The sequence below is a fragment of the Mesorhizobium sp. B2-3-14 genome, assembly GCF_006442175.1.
GTDB classification, from domain to species: domain Bacteria; phylum Pseudomonadota; class Alphaproteobacteria; order Rhizobiales; family Rhizobiaceae; genus Mesorhizobium; species Mesorhizobium australicum.
Genome location: NZ_VFVP01000001.1, coordinates 882,907 through 901,034 on the forward strand (window position 1 = coordinate 882,907; position 18,128 = coordinate 901,034).

Genomic DNA, 18,128 nt, shown 5'->3' on the forward strand with positions numbered 1-18,128 from the left:
CGCCTAGGCGGCGAGAGCGGTGAAGGCGGAGGCGTAGACCAGCCTGCCGGATTCGGGAGCTTCGCCCCAGGCCAGCGCCTGCAGCGCCTCGCCCTGGTATTCGCTTTCGAACTTTTCTGCGCGGGCGTGGCTATAGCCGAAACGGCCGTAATAGGCCGGATCGCCCAGCACGACGGCCAGTGTCTCGCCGGCGTCCTTGAGCCGAATATGGGCCTCGCGGATCAACGCGCCGCCGATGCCGCTGCCATGGAAGGAAGGCTCCACCGCCAGCGGCGCAAGCGCCACGGCGGCAAAACTCTTACCGCCGCTCTGAACGAACAGCCGCGAAAACAGGATATGGCCGACGGCCTGGCCGTCCTCTTCCGCCACCAGTTCGACGACGGCGTCACCGCCGGTCACCAACGCGTCGACCAGTCCGGCCTCCGTCTGCTGGCCGAAAGCGTGTTCCTCGACGAGGCGGATGGCCTCGCGGTCCCGCGGCGTCGCCGCGCGTATCGACATCATGCTCATGAGAATTTCAGTCCTTTTTCGATCTTGGCTCCGCGCAGGAATTCCGACGCGGCGGCGGGCTTTCCGCCCGCACGTTGAACTTCGACCAGCCTGACCGCGCCTTTTCCGCAGGCGATTGTCAGCCGGTCATCGAGAATTCCTCCCGACTCGCCCAAATCTTCCGAAGGCGACACGCCTTCGGATAGCGTCGAGCGAAGCAGTTTCAGCCGTTCCATACGGCCGCCAATTTCAATCTCGGACCAGGCGCCGGGAACCGGTGACAGGCCACGAATATGATTGTGAACCTCGGCCGCGGGCCGTGTCCACTCCACGCGCGTCTCGGATTTATCGATTTTCCTGGCGTAAGTCACCCCTTCGGCCGCCTGCGCGGTAAATGCCAGGGTGTTCTGTTCCAGCCGCGCCAACGCTTCCACCATCAGGGCAGCGCCGACACTCATCAACCGATCATGCAGATCGCCGGCTGTCATATCGGGGCCGATGGCGCATTTTTCAACCAGTCCCACCGGGCCGGTATCCAGCCCCGCCTCCATGCGCATCACCATCATGCCGGTCTCGGTGTCTCCCGCCATGATGGCGCGCTGGATGGGCGCGGCGCCACGCCAGCGCGGCAAAAGCGACGCATGGCCGTTGACGCAGCCAAGCCGGGGTGCCTCCAGAACTGCCTTCGGCAACAGCAATCCATAGGCGACGACCACGGCGATATCGGCGCCCAGGTCGGCAAAAGCGGCCTGCTCGGCCTCGCTTTTCAACGATGCCGGTGCACGCACCTCGATGCCAAGCCGCCCGGCCTCGAGCTGCACCGGTGACGGCGTCAGTTCCAGCCCGCGCCGGCCGGCGGCGCGCGGCGGCTGCGTGTAGACGGCTGAAATCTCGTGGCCAGCCTCGGCGATGGCGCGCAGCGTCGGCACCGAAAACTCCGGCGTGCCCATGAAGATGACGCGAAGGGGCATTGCCCTATCCCACCAGCTTGCCTGGCGCCTTGTCCCTGGCGAGCTTCTTGAACTTCTTCACCACCATGTCGCGCTTCAGCTTCGAGATGTGGTCGATGAACAGCACGCCGTTGAGGTGGTCGATTTCGTGCTGCAGGCAGGTTGCCATCAGCCCCTCGGCCTCGATCTCCTGCAGCTTGCCGTCACGGTCCAGATATTTGACCCTCACCGAAGCCGGGCGCTCGACCTCGGCATAGTAATCAGGGATCGACAGACAGCCTTCCTCGTAGACGGACCGCGCGTCGGCGCTTTCGAGAATTTCCGGGTTGATGAAGACGTGTGGCGCCGGGGTTTCGTCTTCCTTGGCGAGATCGATCACCAGCATGCGCAGAGGCTCGCCGACCTGGATTGCCGCCAACCCGATGCCGGGTGCGTCATACATGGTTGCCAGCATATCGTCGGCCAGTTTGCGTACCGGCGCGTCGACGCGCTCCACCGGCTTGGAGACCTGGCGCAGGATGGGATCGGGAAGAATGATAAGCGGCTTGATCGGCATGGCGTTTCACCTAAGACCTCAATAGAAAGGCGTCAACCGGTGCGCCTGCGCCTCGTTCACGCTTTGATCTGTGCCAGACCGCCGAATCGGCTATGCTGTCCACATGAATGATCTGAGCACCATCCTTTCGGAGCCCGCCGCACGGCTCGGCGCCTCGACTATCACGCTCGGCCACGTCTTGGCCGTCGCCACATTGCTGTTTCTCGGCTTGTTCGTGGCGCTCGTCATCGCGCTGTGGCGCTCGGCCAAGGCGCGCGCGGTCGCCGCAGCGGAAGCCGCCGACCATGCCCGCGACGCCGAGGCGCGGATGGCCGGCATTCTGCAATCCCAGGCCGAGATGCAGGGCCGCATGGGCGCCATCGCCGAAGTGTTCGGCGCCCGCCAAGCCGAATTGACGCAGTCGATCGGCCAGCGGCTCGACGCCATGACCGGCCGCATCGGCCAGACCATGACCGAGCAGACCAAGTCCACGCATGAGAGCCTCGCGAAACTGCAGGAGCGGCTGGCGGTCATCGACACCGCGCAAGGCAACATCCAGTCGCTGGCCGGCCAGGTCGTGCAGCTGCAGGCGATCCTCTCCAACAAGCAGACGCGCGGCGCCTTCGGCCAGTCGCGCATGGAGGCGATCGTCGCCGACGGCCTGCCGCACGGCGCCTACGAATTCCAGGCGACGCTGTCGAACGGCAGCCGGCCGGACTGCCTGGTGAAAATGCCGAACGGCGCGCCGTCGCTTGCCATCGACGCCAAATTTCCCCTGGAAGCGTGGAATGCCATCCGCGCCGCCGATAACGCCGACCTGCAGAAGGTCGCGGCCCAGGCCTTCCGCCGCGATATCGAGGTCCATATCCGCGACATTTCGGAAAAATACCTGCTGCAGGGCGAAACGCAGGACACCGCCTTCATGTTCGTGCCGTCGGAATCGGTGTTCGCCGAAATCCACGAGAATTTCGAAGCGGTTGTCCAGAAGGCGCACCGTGCCCGCGTCATCATCGTCTCGCCTTCGCTCTTGATGCTGTCGATCCAGGTCATCCAGGCGATCCTCAAGGATGCGCGCATGCGCGAGCAGGCGCATCTGATCCAGGGCGAAGTCATCAGGCTGATGGAAGACGTCCAGCGTGTCGACGAGCGGGTGCGCAAATTGCAGGGCCATTTCGGCCAGTCGGCCAAGGACATCGAAGACATACTCGTCTCGACCTCGAAAGTGACCAAGCGTGGCCAGAAGATCGAGGCGCTGGAATTCGGAGAAGGCGAGCCCGACGCCCCGCGCGGCGGCGCCCCTGCCAAGGTGGAGGCCGCACCGCGCGCTGCCGATTCAAAGACCGGGCAGCTGAGATTGAGGGTCGTCGAAGGCGACGACTGAACGCTACTGCTCTTCGATTGTCGTCATACCCTCGAATTCCGGAAGCCAGTGCAGCGCCGACCGGTGCCATTTCTGGTGTCTCGGGACCAGGTTCTGGCGCTGCCGCGAGGTCCCGACCCTGATCCCATAGACCTTCGGACCGTCGCCGACCGATGTCGCATAGAGATGCGAGCCGCAGTCGGCACAAAAAGCCTGCATTCGCTTGGCGCCGCTCGCCACGGTCTTGATGTAGATCTTCGGTTCGCCGCTGGTGATCCGGTAGTGATCCTCCGTCGCAGGAACGGTAACGCGAAATGCCGTACCGGTCAGTTGCTGGCAATCGGTACAATGGCAGATCGAGGTCTTCTCCGGGTCGACCTCCGCCTCGTAGGTGATGGCGCCACAATGGCAGCCGCCGTCGATCTTCATCGTCATTCCTCCAACTTCGATCGGCCGATTTTAGCGGCACGGAGACACGAGGCAACGGCGGGGCGCTGGTCCAGAGGCCAAACCGAAAAGTGGACCGCGGTGTCGCAAAGTTCGTACTCGAATCTATCCGGACGCGGATTCGATCAGCTTGCGCCGCTTTTCCCAGGTGCCTGACGTCTGCGGCTTGACGAACAGCCGCGTGATCTCAGGCATCTCCTTCTTCAACCGCGCCTCGATGCGCTCGACACAGGCCTCGATCTCCGGCGCCGACAAATGGTCCTCGAATTCGATGCTCAGGCCGGCAACGATTTCTTCCGGGCCCATATGCACCGTCAGCACACCGTTCGCCCGCTGCACCGCCGGATCCTGCTGGACGATCGCCAGCACCTTCCTCTGCACCTCGGGTGAGGCCGGCTCGCCGATGAGCAGGCCCTTGCTTTCACGCGCCAGGAAGATTGCGGTCGTGCCGAGGATGAGTGAGATGCCGATCGAGGCGGCGCCGTCGAGTTCGGGCATCTTGAAAATCTCCGCAGCCAATATGCCGGCAAAGGCGACGGCCAGGCCGAGAAGGGCTGCACTGTCTTCGAACAGCACCGTATAGACGCTCGGGTCCTTGCTCGATTGCACGGCTTGCAGCCAGCCCTGCTTGCCCTTCTGCTTGCGGAATTCCTTCAGCGCCACCAGCCAGGAGCTGCCTTCGAACAGGAAGGACAGGCCGAGAACGATGTAGTTCATTCTGGCGTTGGCGACCGGCTCCGGCGCCATGATGTGGATGATGCCCTCGTAGAACGACACGCCGGCGCCCAGCGCGAAGACCAGAAGGGCGACGATGAAGCTCCAGAAATAGAGTTCACGGCCATGGCCGAGCGGGTGCGAGCTGTCCGCGGGGCGTGCCGCCCGGTGCATGCCGTAGAGCAGCAGGCCGCCATTGCCTGTATCGACCAGCGAATGCACGCCTTCCGACAGCATGGCCGAACTGCCGGTGAAAAAGGCGGCGGCGAACTTGGTCAACGCTATGGCGAGATTGCCGGCGAGCGCCGCGTAGATGACCGTTCTGGAGCCGCCGTGCCCAGCCATGCAGGTTTTATCCTCTTCGAGGCAGTGTAGCGGCTCTGCCGCGGAGTTGCACAGTCATCACAACGCGCCAATCGTCGGGTCGTTCAATGTGTTCGAAACCTGCTGGCGGGAAGGCCAGCTATTCCTGGATCTCGTCGGTCCACACTTTGAAGCCCGCAAGCAACCCTGGCCCGAAGATATGGGTTAGCGGCACATCCGCCGCGTCGCGGCCGGAGGCGATCAGGATGCGGCCGATGCGTGGCGCGTTGTTGCGCGGATCGAAAGCGTGCCAGCGGCCGCCGAGATAAACCTCCATCCAGGCGCAGAAATCCATGCTCGCCCAAGGCTTCGGCATGCCGATGTCGCTGATATAGCCTGTGCAGTAGCGCGTCGGGATATTGAGTGCCCGGCAAAACGTGACGGCAAGATGCGCGAAATCGCGGCACACGCCGCTCCGTTCGCGCCAGGCTTCCGCGGCGGTGCGCGTCACCCGTGCGTTGCCGTAGTCGAAGACGATGTGGTTGTGGACGAAATCGCACACCGCCTGCACGCGCGGGATGCCTGATGGCATATGGCCGAACAGCCGCCATGCCTCGCTTGCCAAGAGGTCGCTTTCGCAAAACCGGCTGGGCAGCAGGAACAGCAGCGTTTCAGCCGGCAGGTCGCGCACCTCATGCTGCCACGCCATCAACTCGCCCATCTCGAACGTGCCGGAGTCGCGGATCACCGCATCCGTACCGAAAGTGAAACGCCCGGGCGGGGCGACGAGCCGGTTGCACCAGTTGCCGAAACTGTCGCGATAACTCTCAATCGGCACTGGCGGGTTGGAGGTCAGGAAATCCGGGCGCTCAAGATCGGAGGCGCGGGAATAGTGGACATTGAGCATTGCGATGAGCGGCGTTTCCTGCGGAAAGTCGAAGCTCATCTCGCAGCCGATATGGATCCGCATTGTCGTCCTGACGGGCCTGCCTGACGATCACCCGGCGGTGCACGGGTCGATGCTGCAGTGCGAAGACAAGCATGGCATGGACTGCCGGGGTTTACGAGCAAATTAGAAACCGGTTGAAAGCGGCCTGCCGGCGCTGGCAGCAGGCACTCGCCTCTTGCAGTCTGGCGTTTGTCTTGTTTCACTTCGTTTCCCGCAACTGGAGGAACGAATCATGGCTAAAGGTGCGATGAAGGCAGGCAAGGAAGCCCGCAAACCAAAGAAAGACGCCAAGAAGCCTGTAGCCGCTCCGGCCCTGAAGGCGCCGCCGGTCAAGGCGACGAGGATCAAGGAAAAGTAGATATCGCCAAGCGTGCATGGATTTCACCGGCGGCGTCCGACATGCCGCCGGCGAATTGTTGATTGGGCGTTCAGACACCCTATATCGACGATGCGGGGACGACCTCGCATTCCCGAAATCCGGTTGGGACGGCCCGCCCATTGTTTGATTGAGCATCCGAAGACCTTTCGGCCGGATGTTCTGGATGGAGCGTTCCGATGTCATGGATTCTTCTGTTCTTCGCCGGCCTGTTCGAAATCGGCTGGGCGATCGGGCTCAAATACACCGACGGCTTCACCAGGCTTGTTCCGACCGTGCTCACGGTCGCGTCGATGATCGTCAGTTTGACCTTGCTTGGCCTGGCGCTGAAGACCCTGCCTGTCGGCACAGCCTATGCGGTGTGGACCGGTATCGGCACCGTCGGCACGGCGCTGCTCGGCGTCTGGCTGCTGGGCGAGCCCGCGACGGCGATCAGGCTCGGCTGCATCGCGTTGATCGTCTGCGGCATCATGGGGCTGAAACTCGCGGCCTGAACGGCCCTGTCCACCGACTGGCGCTATCGACCGAGCTGACATCATGAATCGACGTCCCTGGATGCAGGGAGGCTCCCCGTGGGCAACACCGACACGCGAAAAAGGGCCGCGCCTTGGCGCGTCCCTCATTCATCATCCATCGAGGCGAGTGCGCTGTTAGCGACCCGTAAAGCCGGGCGGTGTCCTGCCGGTGCGCTGCTTGCGTGCCGCATAGCGTGCGTCGCGCTTTGCCTTGCGCTCTGCTTCATCGGCAAGCAAACGAGCGATACGCTCGTTCTCTTCAGCTTCCCGAAGCTTGGCATCCGCTTGCGCTGCCTCTTCGGCGGCAATGCGCGCAGCTTCGGCTGCTGCCTCACGCTCGGCTTTCTCAATCGCCTCGCGTGCCAGCTTTTCCTGCTTCAGCTTGGCCTTCTCGGCCTCGCGGATCTCACGAGCCGCAAGGATCGCCTTGCGTTCGGCCTGTCGTGCCAGCACCGCGGGATCGTCTGCTGCCGGCTTTGACTTGAAGCGCTCCAGAAGCGCCTTCTTTGCCTCGGTCGCGGCATTGCGCCGCTCGAAAATGTCTTTTTCCCTGTAGATAGCCAAGTCCACTTCCTTGAAGTCTATTCGCGACGCTTACATACGCGCGAAAACCGGGAGTTCAAGCGCCAAAACGGCATGCCAGCCATGAAATTCCGGGATGTTGCACCCGGGAGACGCATTTTCCGCCGAAATCGACATGCACTGTTCACCAGCCAGCCTCTGGCGGCGCGACGGACGCGTCGCTACCTCTGGAGCATGATGCCGAAAAGGGGAAAGCGGTTTTCGGACGATATCATGCTCTATCTATCTCTTCGATTTAGGGTCGGATTCAGATTTCAGGTCGAACAGAGCTAAAATCATCCGACCCTAGCGCAACAATCAACACACTGGGATGACATCCAAATGGAACTCGGCCTCTACACTTTTGCCGATGTGAGCCCTGTGCCGGGTCCCGGCGCCATCGGTCCGCATGAGCGGCTACGCAACCTGATCGAGGAGATCGAACTTGCCGACCAGGTCGGGCTCGACGTCTTCGGCCTCGGCGAACACCACCGGCCGGACTATGCCGCCTCGGCACCGGTCGTGGCTTTGGCCGCGGCGGCGGAGCGTTCGAAGCGCATCAAGCTGACCAGTGCGGTGACGGTATTGTCCTCCGACGATCCGGTGCGCGTTTTCCAGCAGTTTTCCACGCTCGACCTTCTGTCGGGCGGCCGCGCCGAGATCATGGCTGGGCGAGGTTCGTTCATCGAATCCTTCCCGCTATTCGGCTACAACCTCGAAGACTATGACGAGCTGTTCGCCGAAAAGCTCGACCTGCTGCTGGCCATCCGCGATCAGGTGAAGGTTACCTGGTCGGGTAGGCTGCGCGCGCCGATCAACGATCGCGGCGTCTATCCCAGGCCCTTCCAGGACAGGCTGCCGGTCTGGATCGCCATTGGCGGAACGCCGCAATCGGCCGCTCGGGCGGGCGCGCTCGGCCTGCCGCTGGCGCTTGCCATCATCGGCGGCGAACCGGCGCGCTTCGCGCCGCTGTTCGACCTCTACCGTGAGGCCGCCAAGCGCGCTGGCGGCGATCCGACGGGGTTGGCGACCAGCATCAACGTGCATGGCTTCATCGCCGACACGACCGAGCAGGCGGCGGACGACTTCTACGGCCCCCAGGCCGAGGTGATGAACCGCATCGGCCGTGAGCGCGGTTGGGGTCCGACATCGCGTGCGCATTTCGACCAGTCGCGTGATCCCGACGGCGCGCTGTTCGTCGGCAATCCGGAGCAGGTGGCGGAAAAGATCGTGACCCAGCACAGGGTGTTCGGTAATGACCGCTTCCTGCTGCAGATGGCGATCGGCACCATGCCGCACGCCAAGATCATGAAGGCGATCGAGCTCTACGGCACCAAGGTGGCGCCGATCGTACGCAAGGAAACCGCGAAATCCGCGCCGACCGTGGCGGCGCCTGTCGCGTGAACTTAAGGAGGCCCGCGAGCCTCATTCCATGAGCCCTGGATGAGCATGCTTATCGCGTTGCCCGGTGTAGGGCCGCATCCATCATCGCGGCATGATGGATTTCGGTCGCCTCGTCGGCTGGGAACAGGCACTCGATGCGCAGTTCCTGGGCGGCGACGGTTTGGGGCGTGCCGACTGGCCTGCTCCCGTGCCAGGCCCGCCAGCTGCCCGGACTCAATTACACGGCATGTAATCGTGGAACGCTCGCAGCCGAGCCGTCGGTCTGAGCTATATTGACGGCGCCCGCTCGGCGGCGGCCACGCCGTCAGTGCCGGCTAACGGAACCTTGAAGCCGCGCTGGCGTTTCCGTCTGCGGATTGCATCAGTTGTGATGTGCCCGCCGAGGGGATCGCGATGAAGGCCGAACCCACCGCTTTGGGCGCAGGCGTTGCCGAAGCCGAAGAATCGCGAGTGGCGGCGCGTGCCGATACGCGTCTCATGCGCTCGTTGCTCATCGGTATCTTCCTGTTCATGACCGTCTATGCGCTCTATTTCGCGCGCGCTTTTTTCATGCCGGTCATTCTGGCCTTCCTGCTGGCGCTGACGCTGACCCCGATCGTGCGGCTGCTGCGCAAGCGCGGCATTCCCGAAGTGGTTTCGGCGACGCTTCTGGTGCTTGTGTCGATCTTCGTCTTCGCAAGCGCCGGCTATGTGCTCAGTGGGCCTGTCATCGATCTCATCAACAACACATCGTCCATCGGCCAGCAGCTGACCGAGCGATTGGCGCAGTTGCGACGGCCGCTCGAGAGGATCATGGACATCGCGCACCAAATCGAGGGGCTGACCGAGACATCGCAGGAACCGGGTGTGCAAAAGGTCGCGGTAGCGCAGTCCGGCTTCTTCTCGTCGGCGGCGAGCAACATCCTGTCGGCTGGAACAAGCCTGACCATCATCTTCGTGCTGTCGCTGTTCCTGCTCGCCTCGGGCACGATGTTCTACGAGAAGATCATCCAGTCCTTCGCCAGCCTCACCGAAAAGAAGCGGGCGCTGCGCGTCGTCTACGACGTCGAGCGGGAAATCTCGCACTATCTGCTCACCGTCACCATCATCAACACCGGCCTCGGCACGGTCATCGGCCTCGGCCTGTGGGCGCTCGGCATGCCCAATCCGTTGGTCTGGGGCGCGGCGGCCGCCCTGCTCAATTTCCTGCCCTATGTCGGGGCCATGATCACGCTTGTCCTGGTCACCGTCATCGCGCTCATCACCTTCGACACGATCGCCTATGCGCTGTTGGCGCCTGCTTTCCTGGTTTTGTGCGACATCATCGAAGGCCAGTTCGTGACGCCGATGGTGGTCGGGCGGCGGCTCGAGATCAACGCCGTGGCGATCTTCATCGCCATCGCATTCTGGTCATGGCTGTGGGGCTTCGTCGGCGCGCTGATGGCGGTGCCGCTGCTGGTCGTCGTCAAGGTGTTCTGCGATCATTTCGAGAGCCTTAGCCATGTCGGCAATTTTCTCGCCGCCCAACATACGGCGGTCGTTGAGGACGAAGCCGACGAGCAGGACGCCGCGGCAGCCGGATAACCGGCGCACGGTTTGCGACGGCGGGATCGAATGCCTATATCCGGCCGATCAGTGCCCGGTGCCCTTCCCGATGAATGACGTTCCCTTCGACCTCGACGCCTATTTCGCCCGGATCGGCCATGCCGGTTCCGGACAAGCTTCGCTCGACACGCTGAAGACGCTCCATTTCCTGCATCCGCAGGCGATCCCGTTCGAGAATATGGATCCGTTTCTGGGACGCCCGGTCGGATTGGATGTCGCCTCGCTGCAGGGCAAGATCGTCCTTGGTGGGCGTGGCGGCTATTGCTTCGAGCACAATCTCCTCTTCATGCACGCGCTGAAGGCGCTCGGCTTCAAGGTCGGCGGCCTTGCCGCGCGTGTGCTTTGGGGGCAGAGCGAGGACGCCATCACGGCGCGTAGCCACATGCTTTTGTGCGTCGAGCTTGACAGCCACACCTATATCGCCGACGTCGGATTCGGCGGCCTGACGCTTACGGCGCCGCTGCTGCTGAAGCCCGGCCGGGAACAAAAAACGCCGCACGAGACATTCCGCATCATCGAGGCCGGCGATCATTTCCGCCTGCAGGCCTTGATCGGCGGCGACTGGCGCTCGCTGTATCGCTTCGACCTGCAGCCGCACTATGAGGTGGACTATTCCGTCGCCAATTACTTCCTGTCGACCAACCCGGCATCGCATTTCCTCACCTCCGTCATAGCGGCCCGCGCCGCGCCCGACCGGCGCTATGCGCTGCGCGGCGATCGCCTATCGATCCATCACGTCGATGGCCGCACCGAGCAGAAGCAGATCGCCACCGCCGCCGAACTTGCCGACACGCTGGAAGGCCAGCTCGGCATCACCATTCCCGACCGCAAGGCCTTCGAGGCCCGGGTGCGCGAGAAGAAGATCGTGGAGACCAGTATATGACCGAACTGTCCGTTCTCGACCTGTCGCCGATCGTCGAAGGCAGCGATGCCTCGCAATCGCTCGCCAATTCGCTCGATCTCGCCCGCCACGCCGAGCGGCTGGGCTACAAGCGCTACTGGCTGGCCGAACATCACAATATGCCGGGCATCGCCAGCGCGGCCACATCGGTCGTCATCGCCCATGTCGCCGGCGGCACCAAAACCATTCGTGTCGGCGCCGGCGGCATCATGCTGCCCAACCATGCGCCGCTGGTGATCGCCGAGCAATTCGGCACGCTCGCCGCCCTGTTTCCCGGCCGCATCGACCTTGGCCTCGGTCGCGCTCCCGGCACCGACATGAACACGGCGCGCGCGCTGCGCCGCAATCTCGAGGCTGGCGCCGACAATTTCCCGCAGGATGTCGTCGAACTGATGGGCTATTTCCTGCCGGCCGAGGACGGCCAGCGTCTGCGTGCCGTGCCCGGCGAGGGCCAGACGGTGCCGATCTGGATTCTCGGGTCGAGCCTCTACGGCGCGCAGCTCGCCGCCATGCTCGGCCTGCCCTACGCCTTCGCCTCGCATTTCGCGCCGGCGGAACTCGATCATGCGCTGGACATCTACCGCTCGCGCTTCCAGCCGTCGGAGCAGCTCGAAAAGCCGCATGTCATGCTCGGCCTCAACGTCTTCGCGGCACCCACCGACGCAGAGGCGCGGCTGCTGTTTACTTCGCTGCAGCAGGCCTTTGTCAATCTGCGCACCGGCAGGCCCGGAAAATTGCCGCCCCCGGTCGAGAACTATGACCGGGATCTCGACCCGATGGCCAAGTCCATGCTCAGCCAGGCGCTGTCCTGCGCCGTCGTCGGCTCACCGGAAACAGTCCGGCAAGGCATCGATGCGTTCGTGCGACGCACCGGCGCCGACGAGTTGATGGTCACGGCGCAGATATCGGACCACGCCGCCCGCGTGCGCTCCTTCGAGATTTTGGCCGAGGCGCACAGATCGTTGTCGCAAGCGGCCTGAAACAGGCGGCCTGGAGCTTTTGCCGACGTCGATGCTCTGCTAAGTGCGGGGTATCCTTCGCAACAGCGAGCCCTGCCTTGCCCCATGATCTCGATAGACGCGAGCAGTTTGCCATCGACCTGGCGCGGCGCGGCGGCGAACTCGGCCTGAGATATTTCCGCGATCTCGACAGCCTGACCATCGAGAGCAAGGGCCATCAGGACCTGGTCTCGCAGGCCGACCGCGAGGTCGAGCTGTTCATCCGCGCGGCAATCGCCGCCGACTATCCGCAAGACGGCATTATCGGCGAAGAGCACGCCTCGGTCGCCGGCTCGACCGGCCATGCCTGGGTCATAGACCCCATCGACGGCACCGCCAATTTCGTACGCGGCATTCCGGCCTGGTGCGTGGTGATCGCTTGCGCAAGGAATGGCGAGACGATCGTCGGCGTCATCCACGAGCCGTCGACCGGCGAGACCTTCCACGGAAGGCTGGGCGGCGGCGCCTTCGTCAACGGCAAGCCGATCGAAACGAGCGCGGCCACCAGCCTGCAAGAGGGCTCGGTGGGCACCGGCTTCTCAAACCGGGCCGAAGCCGAGAACATCGCCGTGCTGATCAAGAAGATCCTGGCCGAGGGCGGCGTCTTCTTCCGCAACGCGTCAGGCGCGCTGATGCTTGCCTATGTCGCCTCGGGCCGGCTGCTTGGCTATGTGGAGGAACACATGAACCCTTGGGACTGCCTCGCCGGCATGCTGCTGATCGAGGAGGCCGGCGGCACTGTGCTGAAGGCGGATCCGAAGACAGTGCTGCAGAAAGGGACACAGATTATCACCGGCGGCAAAGGCGTCTTTTCGAAGCTGCAGGAACTGTGTTCCGGTGTCTTCACGCCCTGATCAAATCCCGGGAATTGCCCGAAAACCGCTTCACACTTTCGGCATGCTCAGGCGCTCACGCTCTGCACCACTGTCCCCAGCGGGCGGCATGAATTGCGGATCATCAAACGGCCCTTGAGGACGAGCTTGCGCGGCGGCGCGTCCCTGTTGCCGGCGAGACGGTCGAGCAGCAGATTGGCCGCCTGTTCGCCGATCGCCTGCACCGGCTGCGCCACCGTCGTCAGTTGCGGCTGGAACACGTCGGACCAGGGAAAATCGTCGAAGCAGGCTACCGAAATGTCCTCCGGACAGGACAGGCCGATGTCGCGGATCGCCTTCATCGTGCCGATCACCATCGGGTTGTTGGCCGAGAAGATGGCGCTTGGCCGCTCATGCAGCGACAGCAGCTGCATGGTCGCGTTGTAGCCGTCGATCTCGTGGAAATTGCCGGAACGAACCAGTTCCTCGGCCACCGGCAAGCCGGCGGCCTGGAGCGCCTCGCAATATCCGGTCATCCGGTCATGCATGGGTGAAATATCCGAGGTGCCGGTAATGTAGCCAATCCGCCGATGGCCGAGATTGATCAGATAGCTGATGGCGTCGAACACCGCGCGCTGGTTGTCGAGAACCACGGCGTCGGTGTCGACGCCCTCGCACAGACGGTCCAGCAACACGACCGGCACATTGGCGTCGACGACAATCCGCTCGAGGATCGCACCGCCACCGACGCGCGCCACGATCAGCCCGTCGACCATGCGGTCGAGCAGCAGCCTGATCTGGTCGTCCTGGGTGTTCAAATCCTCGTCGGTGCAGCACAGCATGACGGCATAGCCGGCGCGGTCGAAGGCCTGCTGGATCACCGAAACGACGGCGGTGAAGAATGGGTTGGTGATGTGCGGGACGGTCAGGCCGATGGTGCGGGTCGTGCCCATCTTCAGGCTGCGGGCGATGGCGTTGCGCTTGTAGCCGATATCGCGGATTGCCTGTTCGATACGCTGGCTGAGTTCCGGGCTGACGGTCGCCGTACCATTGATCAGCGCCGACACGGTGGCGACCGAGACACGCGCGGCCTCCGCCACGTGAAGCATGGTGGGCGCGGTGGATTTGCGCTGTTTTTTTCGCCCTGACGCTGTCATTTTCGAAACGTTTCGTCACCCCTCTGCCGCCAATACCTACGGAATCCTGTCTTTTTAAGCAAGAATCGAAATGCATCAAACTTCTGGCACCTGATATCGGCTTGACACTATCGAAACGTTTAGATTAGCGTTTGCCTGGAGTTGACGACGACGGAAGGGAGGCCGCCATTGTCATGCAAGAGAGCAGTTCCCCTTCTTCGACGCGCAATGCGGCATCGGATCGGCCGGACATCGTTCTGAGCGCCGAGCACATTTCCAAGAGCTTTGGCGGCATCGCCGCGCTCGTCGATGTCGGCTTCGAACTGCGACGCGGCGAGGTCCATGCCCTGATGGGCGAGAACGGCGCCGGCAAATCGACGCTGATGAAGATCCTCTCCGGCGCCTATACCGGCTATGAAGGCACGGTCAGCGTCGATGGCCGGCCGGTCGGGTTCGCCGGCGTGCGCGATGCCGAGGATGCCGGCATCGCCATCATCCACCAGGAACTCAACCTGGTGCCGGAACTCAGCGTCGCCGACAACATCTTTCTCGGCCGTGAAAAGCTGATCGCCGGGCTGATCGTCGACCGCAAGGCGAGCAGCCGCGCGGCAAGCGCCCTGCTGCAGCGGCTCGGCATCGAACTCGATCCGGACGCTCGCGTCGGCGCCTTGCGCGTCGGCGAACAGCAGTTGGTCGAGATCGCCAAGGCGCTGTCGATGTCGGCGCGCATCCTGATCATGGACGAGCCGACCTCGGCCTTGTCGCCGGCCGAATGCCAGCGGCTGTTCCGCATCATCGGCCAGCTTGCCGATAGCGGCGTCGCCATCGTCTACATTTCGCACCGCATCGACGAGGTGATGCATCTGGCCGGTCGCGTCACCGTCTTCCGCGACGGACGCCATGTGCTGACGCGGCCGATGGCCGAACTCGACGAAAACACCATCATTTCGGCGATGGTCGGACGGGACCTGCTCGCATCCTCCCAAGGTGAGCGGGATCCCGGCGGCAGGACCGTGCTTTCGGTCAGCGACCTGTCGCTGTCGAAGCCCGACCGCCAGGGCTGGCGGCAGGTGATCGGCGGCGTCAGCTTCGATCTGGCCGCCGGAGAAATCCTCGGCATTGGCGGGTTGCTGGGCTCAGGCCGCACCGAGATCATGGAAGCTATCTTCGGCTCGAGCGATGGCCGCGCCGGCGGCGAGATCCGGCTCGACGGCCAGCCGGTGGATATCCGTTCGCCGCGCGATGCAAGACGCCTCGGCATCGCGCTGGTGACCGAGGACCGCAAGACGCAAGGCTTGCACCTGCAGGCCTCGATATCGGACAATGTGGCGCTGCCGCTGGTCGGCGCGCTGGCGCGCTTCGGCATCCGCTCGCTCGCCGGAGAGCAGGGGCTGGCGCGGCAGGCGGTCAAGGCGCTCGGCATACGCTGCCGCGACATCGACCAGCCCGCCGGCACGCTGTCGGGCGGCAACCAGCAGAAGGTCGTCATCGGCAAGTGGCTGGCGACCAGGCCGAGGGTGCTGTTGCTCGACGAGCCGACGCGCGGCATCGATGTCGGCGCCAAGCGCGAAATCTACGACCTCATCTTCCGGCTGGCGCGCGATGGCCTGGCCATCGCCGTCATCAGCTCCGAGCTGCCGGAATTGCTGCATCTTTCCGACCGCATCCTGGTGATGGCCGACGGCCGCCAGACAGGCATCCTTTCGCGCGACGCGGCGAGCGAGGAGGCCATCATGCGCCTCGCGGCACCGCGCCGGACCCTATCGAGACCCGCCGCATGACCGCACTGAAACTCCTGTCCCGCACCAAGCTCTACTGGGGCCTGATCGCCATCTTCCTGATCGGCGTGCTGGGTTCGCCGGTGAGTTCCAAGGGCAACAACATCTTCCTCTCCTACGGCAATCTGCTCGACGTGCTGCGCCAGGTGTCGACCACCGGGCTGATCGCCACCGGCATGACGGCTGTCATCATCACCGGCGGCATCGACCTTTCCGTCGGGTCGCTGATGGCCATCTGCTCGGTGGTGTGCGCCATGCTGCTGACGGTTCCGGGCGTGACGCCCGGCGTCGTGCTGGGCGTGCCGACCGTCGCCCTGGTCGCGCTGTGCCTCGGCTTCGTCGTCACGCGCTTCATCTTCCTCAATGTGGAGAAGTCCCGCGCCGGCGCGGATGCCGCCATTCGCGATGTCAGGCTGGACACCGTTCGCGGGCTGGTCACGCCGGCAACCGTCGGCGTCGTCCTGTGCTGTCTTTCGCTGTGGTACCTGTTGCCGCAGATCGAGCCCAAATTCGGCGTTCTCGGCGTGCTGCTGGTGGCGCCCTGCGTCGGCCTGCTGTTCGGCGCCATCAACGGTTTCATCATCGTTGGCGGGCGGCTGCAGCCGTTCATCGTCACGCTGGCGATGATGGTGACGGCGCTCGGCATCGCCCGGCTCACCGCCGGCCAGAACAATGCCGTGCTGCCGGTCTATACCGGTTCCAACGCAACCGCCGATTTCGAGCTGCTGCGCTCGCTGGTGTTCGGCGTCATCCCGATGCCCGGCCTGTTCTTCCTCGGCGCCATTGTCATCTATGGCGCGGTGCTGCGCTTCACGCCCTTCGGCCGCTATGTCTATGCGATCGGCGGCAACGAGGAGGCGGCCAGGCTCTCCGGCATCGCCGCCGGCCGCGTCAAGATCGCCACCTATGCCATATCAGGCCTGCTCGCCGGAATCGCCGCGGTGCTCTACGTGGCGCAGTACCGGCAAGGCAAGCCGGATGCCGGCGCCGGGCTGGAACTCGACGCCATCGCGGCCGTGGTCATCGGAGGCACCAGCCTGATGGGCGGACGCGGCAGCCTGACAGGCACCTTCTGCGGCGTGCTGATCTTCGGGCTGCTGTCCAACATATTGCAGCTCCACAACATCAATTCGAACCTTCAGCTGGTGCTGAAGGGGATGATCATCATCGGCACCGTGCTCGTGCAGGAGCGCAATGCCGGCGATCTCATGGCCTATCTGCGCCTGCCCGGGGCGGCGCACAAGGAAACGGCCGCCGCAAAACGGCCGTCGCAAGAGACACCGTCTCTCAATCTCGGAGGAAACAAGAAATGAAACGACGTGACATGCTGAAGCTTGCCGCACTCGGCGCGGCATTGCTGACCACCACGGCACTGCTCTCCACCGGCCATGCTTTCGCCCAGGACAAGAAGTGGAAGATCGGCTTCTCGCAGGTGACCACCATCGAGCCCTGGCGCGCCCAGTTCAACAAGGACATCATTGCCGAGGCCGCCAAGCATCCGGAGGTCGAGCTGATCATCACCGACGGCGAGGACAAGACGGAGAAACAGGTCGCCGACGTCGAGAACCTGATCCGCCAGGAAGTCGACGCGCTGCTGGTCTCGCCGAAAGAATCCGCCGGCCTGACCGGCGTCGTGCAGCAGGCGATCGACGCCAAGATCCCGGTCTTCGTGCTCGACCGCAATGTCGACACCAAGGACTACACGCAGTTCGTCGGCGGCGACAACAAGCTGATCGGCCGCGCGGCCGGCGAATACGCCGTCGAACTGCTCGGCGGCAAGGGCAAGGCAGCGGGCAATGTTGTCGAGATCTGGGGCGGCATGGGCACCCAGCCGGCGCATGACCGCCATGACGGCTTCCATGAATTCACCGACAAGGAACCGGGCATCAAATATTTGCTCGACCAGCAGTCGGGCGACTGGAAGCAGGACCAGGCCTACAATCTGATGGCCAACGCGCTGAAGACCAACGAGAAGATCGATCTCGTCTACGGCCACAACGACCCGATGGCCTACGGTGCCTATCTGGCCGCCAAGGACGTCGGCCGCGAGAAGGACATCAAGTTCATCGGCATCGACGGCCTGCCCAACGAAGGCGTGCAGATGGTGAACAAGGGCGAGCTGACGGCGACCTTCACCTATGTGACCCCAGGCGCGGAAGGCTTGCGCCAGGCGATCAAGTTCCTCAACGGCGAGAAGGTGGAAAAGACCATCACCTTGCCGACGCAGAAGATCACCAAGGAAAACGCCGCCCAGGTGCTGAAAGACAACGGCCTGTGAGTTTTCGCCGGAGATAAGCGCCGGCCCAAGGTCCAGGT

19 protein-coding genes are annotated in these 18,128 nt (G+C 63.7%); 11 read left to right on the plus strand and 8 right to left on the minus strand.

Annotation, left to right across the window (positions count from 1 at the left end):
• Positions 1-3 precede the first annotated feature (3 nt).
• The 3 genes from FJ950_RS04090 to def are packed head-to-tail and all read right to left on the minus strand — an operon-like array spanning position 4 to position 1,995.
• Positions 4-510: an N-acetyltransferase gene (locus FJ950_RS04090; protein ID WP_015314435.1), complete on the minus strand. Its 507-nt coding sequence runs from the start codon at positions 508-510 to the stop codon at positions 4-6.
• Positions 507-1,460, minus strand: coding sequence for a methionyl-tRNA formyltransferase (gene fmt, locus FJ950_RS04095; protein WP_140615232.1), 954 nt, complete (start codon positions 1,458-1,460; stop codon positions 507-509). Before fmt ends, FJ950_RS04090 begins: the two co-directional genes overlap by 4 nt.
• Positions 1,461-1,464: 4 nt before the next feature.
• Positions 1,465-1,995, minus strand: a complete 531-nt coding sequence (def, locus tag FJ950_RS04100; protein ID WP_015314437.1) for a peptide deformylase — start codon at positions 1,993-1,995, stop codon at positions 1,465-1,467.
• Positions 1,996-2,098: 103 nt separating this feature from the next.
• Between def and FJ950_RS04105 the strand changes: the two genes are divergently transcribed.
• The gene (locus FJ950_RS04105; protein ID WP_015314438.1) at positions 2,099-3,355 is read left to right on the plus strand and encodes a DNA recombination protein RmuC; all 1,257 of its coding nucleotides are present in this window, start codon (positions 2,099-2,101) and stop codon (positions 3,353-3,355) included.
• A 3-nt stretch (positions 3,356-3,358) separates the two neighbouring features.
• Here the strand turns inward: FJ950_RS04105 and FJ950_RS04110 are convergent, their stop codons facing one another.
• The 3 genes from FJ950_RS04110 to FJ950_RS04120 all read right to left on the minus strand — a co-directional run bounded on the left by FJ950_RS04110 (position 3,359) and on the right by FJ950_RS04120 (position 5,768).
• Positions 3,359-3,763 (minus strand): GFA family protein, encoded by a 405-nt coding sequence (locus FJ950_RS04110; RefSeq protein WP_140615234.1) that lies wholly within the window; start codon positions 3,761-3,763, stop codon positions 3,359-3,361.
• A gap of 123 nt (positions 3,764-3,886) precedes the next feature.
• Positions 3,887-4,840 (minus strand): cation diffusion facilitator family transporter, encoded by a 954-nt coding sequence (locus FJ950_RS04115; protein WP_140615236.1) that lies wholly within the window; start codon positions 4,838-4,840, stop codon positions 3,887-3,889.
• A gap of 118 nt (positions 4,841-4,958) precedes the next feature.
• The gene (locus tag FJ950_RS04120) at positions 4,959-5,768 is read right to left on the minus strand and encodes a transglutaminase family protein (RefSeq protein WP_140615238.1); all 810 of its coding nucleotides are present in this window, start codon (positions 5,766-5,768) and stop codon (positions 4,959-4,961) included.
• A gap of 211 nt (positions 5,769-5,979) precedes the next feature.
• On the opposite strand from FJ950_RS04120, the gene FJ950_RS30050 reads away from it, so the two are divergent.
• Together FJ950_RS30050 and sugE are read left to right on the plus strand one after the other, a co-directional pair.
• Positions 5,980-6,105 carry a hypothetical protein gene (locus FJ950_RS30050; protein ID WP_015314442.1) on the plus strand — a complete coding sequence of 42 codons (126 nt, stop codon included), beginning with the start codon at positions 5,980-5,982 and terminating at the stop codon, positions 6,103-6,105.
• Positions 6,106-6,302: 197 nt separating this feature from the next.
• On the plus strand, positions 6,303-6,617 hold the full coding sequence (gene sugE / locus FJ950_RS04130; RefSeq protein ID WP_140615240.1) for a quaternary ammonium compound efflux SMR transporter SugE: 315 nt from the start codon (positions 6,303-6,305) through the stop codon (positions 6,615-6,617).
• A 156-nt stretch (positions 6,618-6,773) separates the two neighbouring features.
• Here the strand turns inward: sugE and FJ950_RS04135 are convergent, their stop codons facing one another.
• Positions 6,774-7,202 carry a DUF6481 family protein gene (locus FJ950_RS04135; protein ID WP_015314444.1) on the minus strand — a complete coding sequence of 143 codons (429 nt, stop codon included), beginning with the start codon at positions 7,200-7,202 and terminating at the stop codon, positions 6,774-6,776.
• 339 nt (positions 7,203-7,541) lie between these two features.
• Here FJ950_RS04135 and FJ950_RS04140 point away from each other — a divergent pair, with 339 nt between their 5' ends.
• From FJ950_RS04140 to FJ950_RS04165, 5 genes are all read left to right on the plus strand, one after another.
• Positions 7,542-8,603, plus strand: coding sequence for an LLM class flavin-dependent oxidoreductase (locus FJ950_RS04140; RefSeq protein ID WP_140615242.1), 1,062 nt, complete (start codon positions 7,542-7,544; stop codon positions 8,601-8,603).
• A gap of 393 nt (positions 8,604-8,996) precedes the next feature.
• The gene (locus FJ950_RS04150) at positions 8,997-10,166 is read left to right on the plus strand and encodes an AI-2E family transporter (RefSeq protein WP_015314446.1); all 1,170 of its coding nucleotides are present in this window, start codon (positions 8,997-8,999) and stop codon (positions 10,164-10,166) included.
• A gap of 70 nt (positions 10,167-10,236) precedes the next feature.
• Positions 10,237-11,070 (plus strand): arylamine N-acetyltransferase, encoded by an 834-nt coding sequence (locus FJ950_RS04155; RefSeq protein WP_140615244.1) that lies wholly within the window; start codon positions 10,237-10,239, stop codon positions 11,068-11,070.
• Positions 11,067-12,068, plus strand: coding sequence for an LLM class flavin-dependent oxidoreductase (locus FJ950_RS04160; protein WP_140615246.1), 1,002 nt, complete (start codon positions 11,067-11,069; stop codon positions 12,066-12,068). Before FJ950_RS04155 ends, FJ950_RS04160 begins: the two co-directional genes overlap by 4 nt.
• A gap of 77 nt (positions 12,069-12,145) precedes the next feature.
• Positions 12,146-12,940 carry an inositol monophosphatase family protein gene (locus FJ950_RS04165; protein ID WP_140615248.1) on the plus strand — a complete coding sequence of 265 codons (795 nt, stop codon included), beginning with the start codon at positions 12,146-12,148 and terminating at the stop codon, positions 12,938-12,940.
• 47 nt (positions 12,941-12,987) lie between these two features.
• Here FJ950_RS04165 and FJ950_RS04170 read toward each other — a convergent pair whose 3' ends face one another.
• The gene (locus tag FJ950_RS04170; protein ID WP_015314450.1) at positions 12,988-14,007 is read right to left on the minus strand and encodes a LacI family DNA-binding transcriptional regulator; all 1,020 of its coding nucleotides are present in this window, start codon (positions 14,005-14,007) and stop codon (positions 12,988-12,990) included.
• Positions 14,008-14,228: 221 nt separating this feature from the next.
• Here FJ950_RS04170 and FJ950_RS04175 point away from each other — a divergent pair, with 221 nt between their 5' ends.
• From FJ950_RS04175 to FJ950_RS04185, 3 genes are read left to right on the plus strand one after another with little or no spacing between them, the layout of a single operon-like run.
• On the plus strand, positions 14,229-15,815 hold the full coding sequence (locus FJ950_RS04175; RefSeq protein ID WP_140615250.1) for a sugar ABC transporter ATP-binding protein: 1,587 nt from the start codon (positions 14,229-14,231) through the stop codon (positions 15,813-15,815).
• Positions 15,812-17,125: an ABC transporter permease gene (locus FJ950_RS04180; RefSeq protein WP_140615252.1), complete on the plus strand. Its 1,314-nt coding sequence runs from the start codon at positions 15,812-15,814 to the stop codon at positions 17,123-17,125. The genes FJ950_RS04175 and FJ950_RS04180 overlap by 4 nt, the downstream gene beginning before the upstream one ends.
• Positions 17,122-18,090: a substrate-binding domain-containing protein gene (locus FJ950_RS04185; RefSeq protein ID WP_015314453.1), complete on the plus strand. Its 969-nt coding sequence runs from the start codon at positions 17,122-17,124 to the stop codon at positions 18,088-18,090. The genes FJ950_RS04180 and FJ950_RS04185 overlap by 4 nt, the downstream gene beginning before the upstream one ends.
• Positions 18,091-18,128: the final 38 nt, after the last annotated feature.

Coding starts and splice junctions, on each gene's coding strand:
- FJ950_RS04090 (WP_015314435.1), bottom strand. CDS start 510: ATGAGCATGATGTCGATACGCGCGGCGACGCCGCGGGACCGCGAGGCC.
- fmt (WP_140615232.1), bottom strand. CDS start 1,460: ATGCCCCTTCGCGTCATCTTCATGGGCACGCCGGAGTTTTCGGTGCCG.
- def (WP_015314437.1), bottom strand. CDS start 1,995: ATGCCGATCAAGCCGCTTATCATTCTTCCCGATCCCATCCTGCGCCAG.
- FJ950_RS04105 (WP_015314438.1), top strand. CDS start 2,099: ATGAATGATCTGAGCACCATCCTTTCGGAGCCCGCCGCACGGCTCGGC.
- FJ950_RS04110 (WP_140615234.1), bottom strand. CDS start 3,763: ATGAAGATCGACGGCGGCTGCCATTGTGGCGCCATCACCTACGAGGCG.
- FJ950_RS04115 (WP_140615236.1), bottom strand. CDS start 4,840: ATGGCTGGGCACGGCGGCTCCAGAACGGTCATCTACGCGGCGCTCGCC.
- FJ950_RS04120 (WP_140615238.1), bottom strand. CDS start 5,768: ATGCGGATCCATATCGGCTGCGAGATGAGCTTCGACTTTCCGCAGGAA.
- FJ950_RS30050 (WP_015314442.1), top strand. CDS start 5,980: ATGGCTAAAGGTGCGATGAAGGCAGGCAAGGAAGCCCGCAAACCAAAG.
- sugE (WP_140615240.1), top strand. CDS start 6,303: ATGTCATGGATTCTTCTGTTCTTCGCCGGCCTGTTCGAAATCGGCTGG.
- FJ950_RS04140 (WP_140615242.1), top strand. CDS start 7,542: ATGGAACTCGGCCTCTACACTTTTGCCGATGTGAGCCCTGTGCCGGGT.
- FJ950_RS04150 (WP_015314446.1), top strand. CDS start 8,997: ATGAAGGCCGAACCCACCGCTTTGGGCGCAGGCGTTGCCGAAGCCGAA.
- FJ950_RS04155 (WP_140615244.1), top strand. CDS start 10,237: ATGAATGACGTTCCCTTCGACCTCGACGCCTATTTCGCCCGGATCGGC.
- FJ950_RS04160 (WP_140615246.1), top strand. CDS start 11,067: ATGACCGAACTGTCCGTTCTCGACCTGTCGCCGATCGTCGAAGGCAGC.
- FJ950_RS04170 (WP_015314450.1), bottom strand. CDS start 14,007: ATGCTTCACGTGGCGGAGGCCGCGCGTGTCTCGGTCGCCACCGTGTCG.
- FJ950_RS04175 (WP_140615250.1), top strand. CDS start 14,229: ATGCAAGAGAGCAGTTCCCCTTCTTCGACGCGCAATGCGGCATCGGAT.
- FJ950_RS04180 (WP_140615252.1), top strand. CDS start 15,812: ATGACCGCACTGAAACTCCTGTCCCGCACCAAGCTCTACTGGGGCCTG.
- FJ950_RS04185 (WP_015314453.1), top strand. CDS start 17,122: ATGAAACGACGTGACATGCTGAAGCTTGCCGCACTCGGCGCGGCATTG.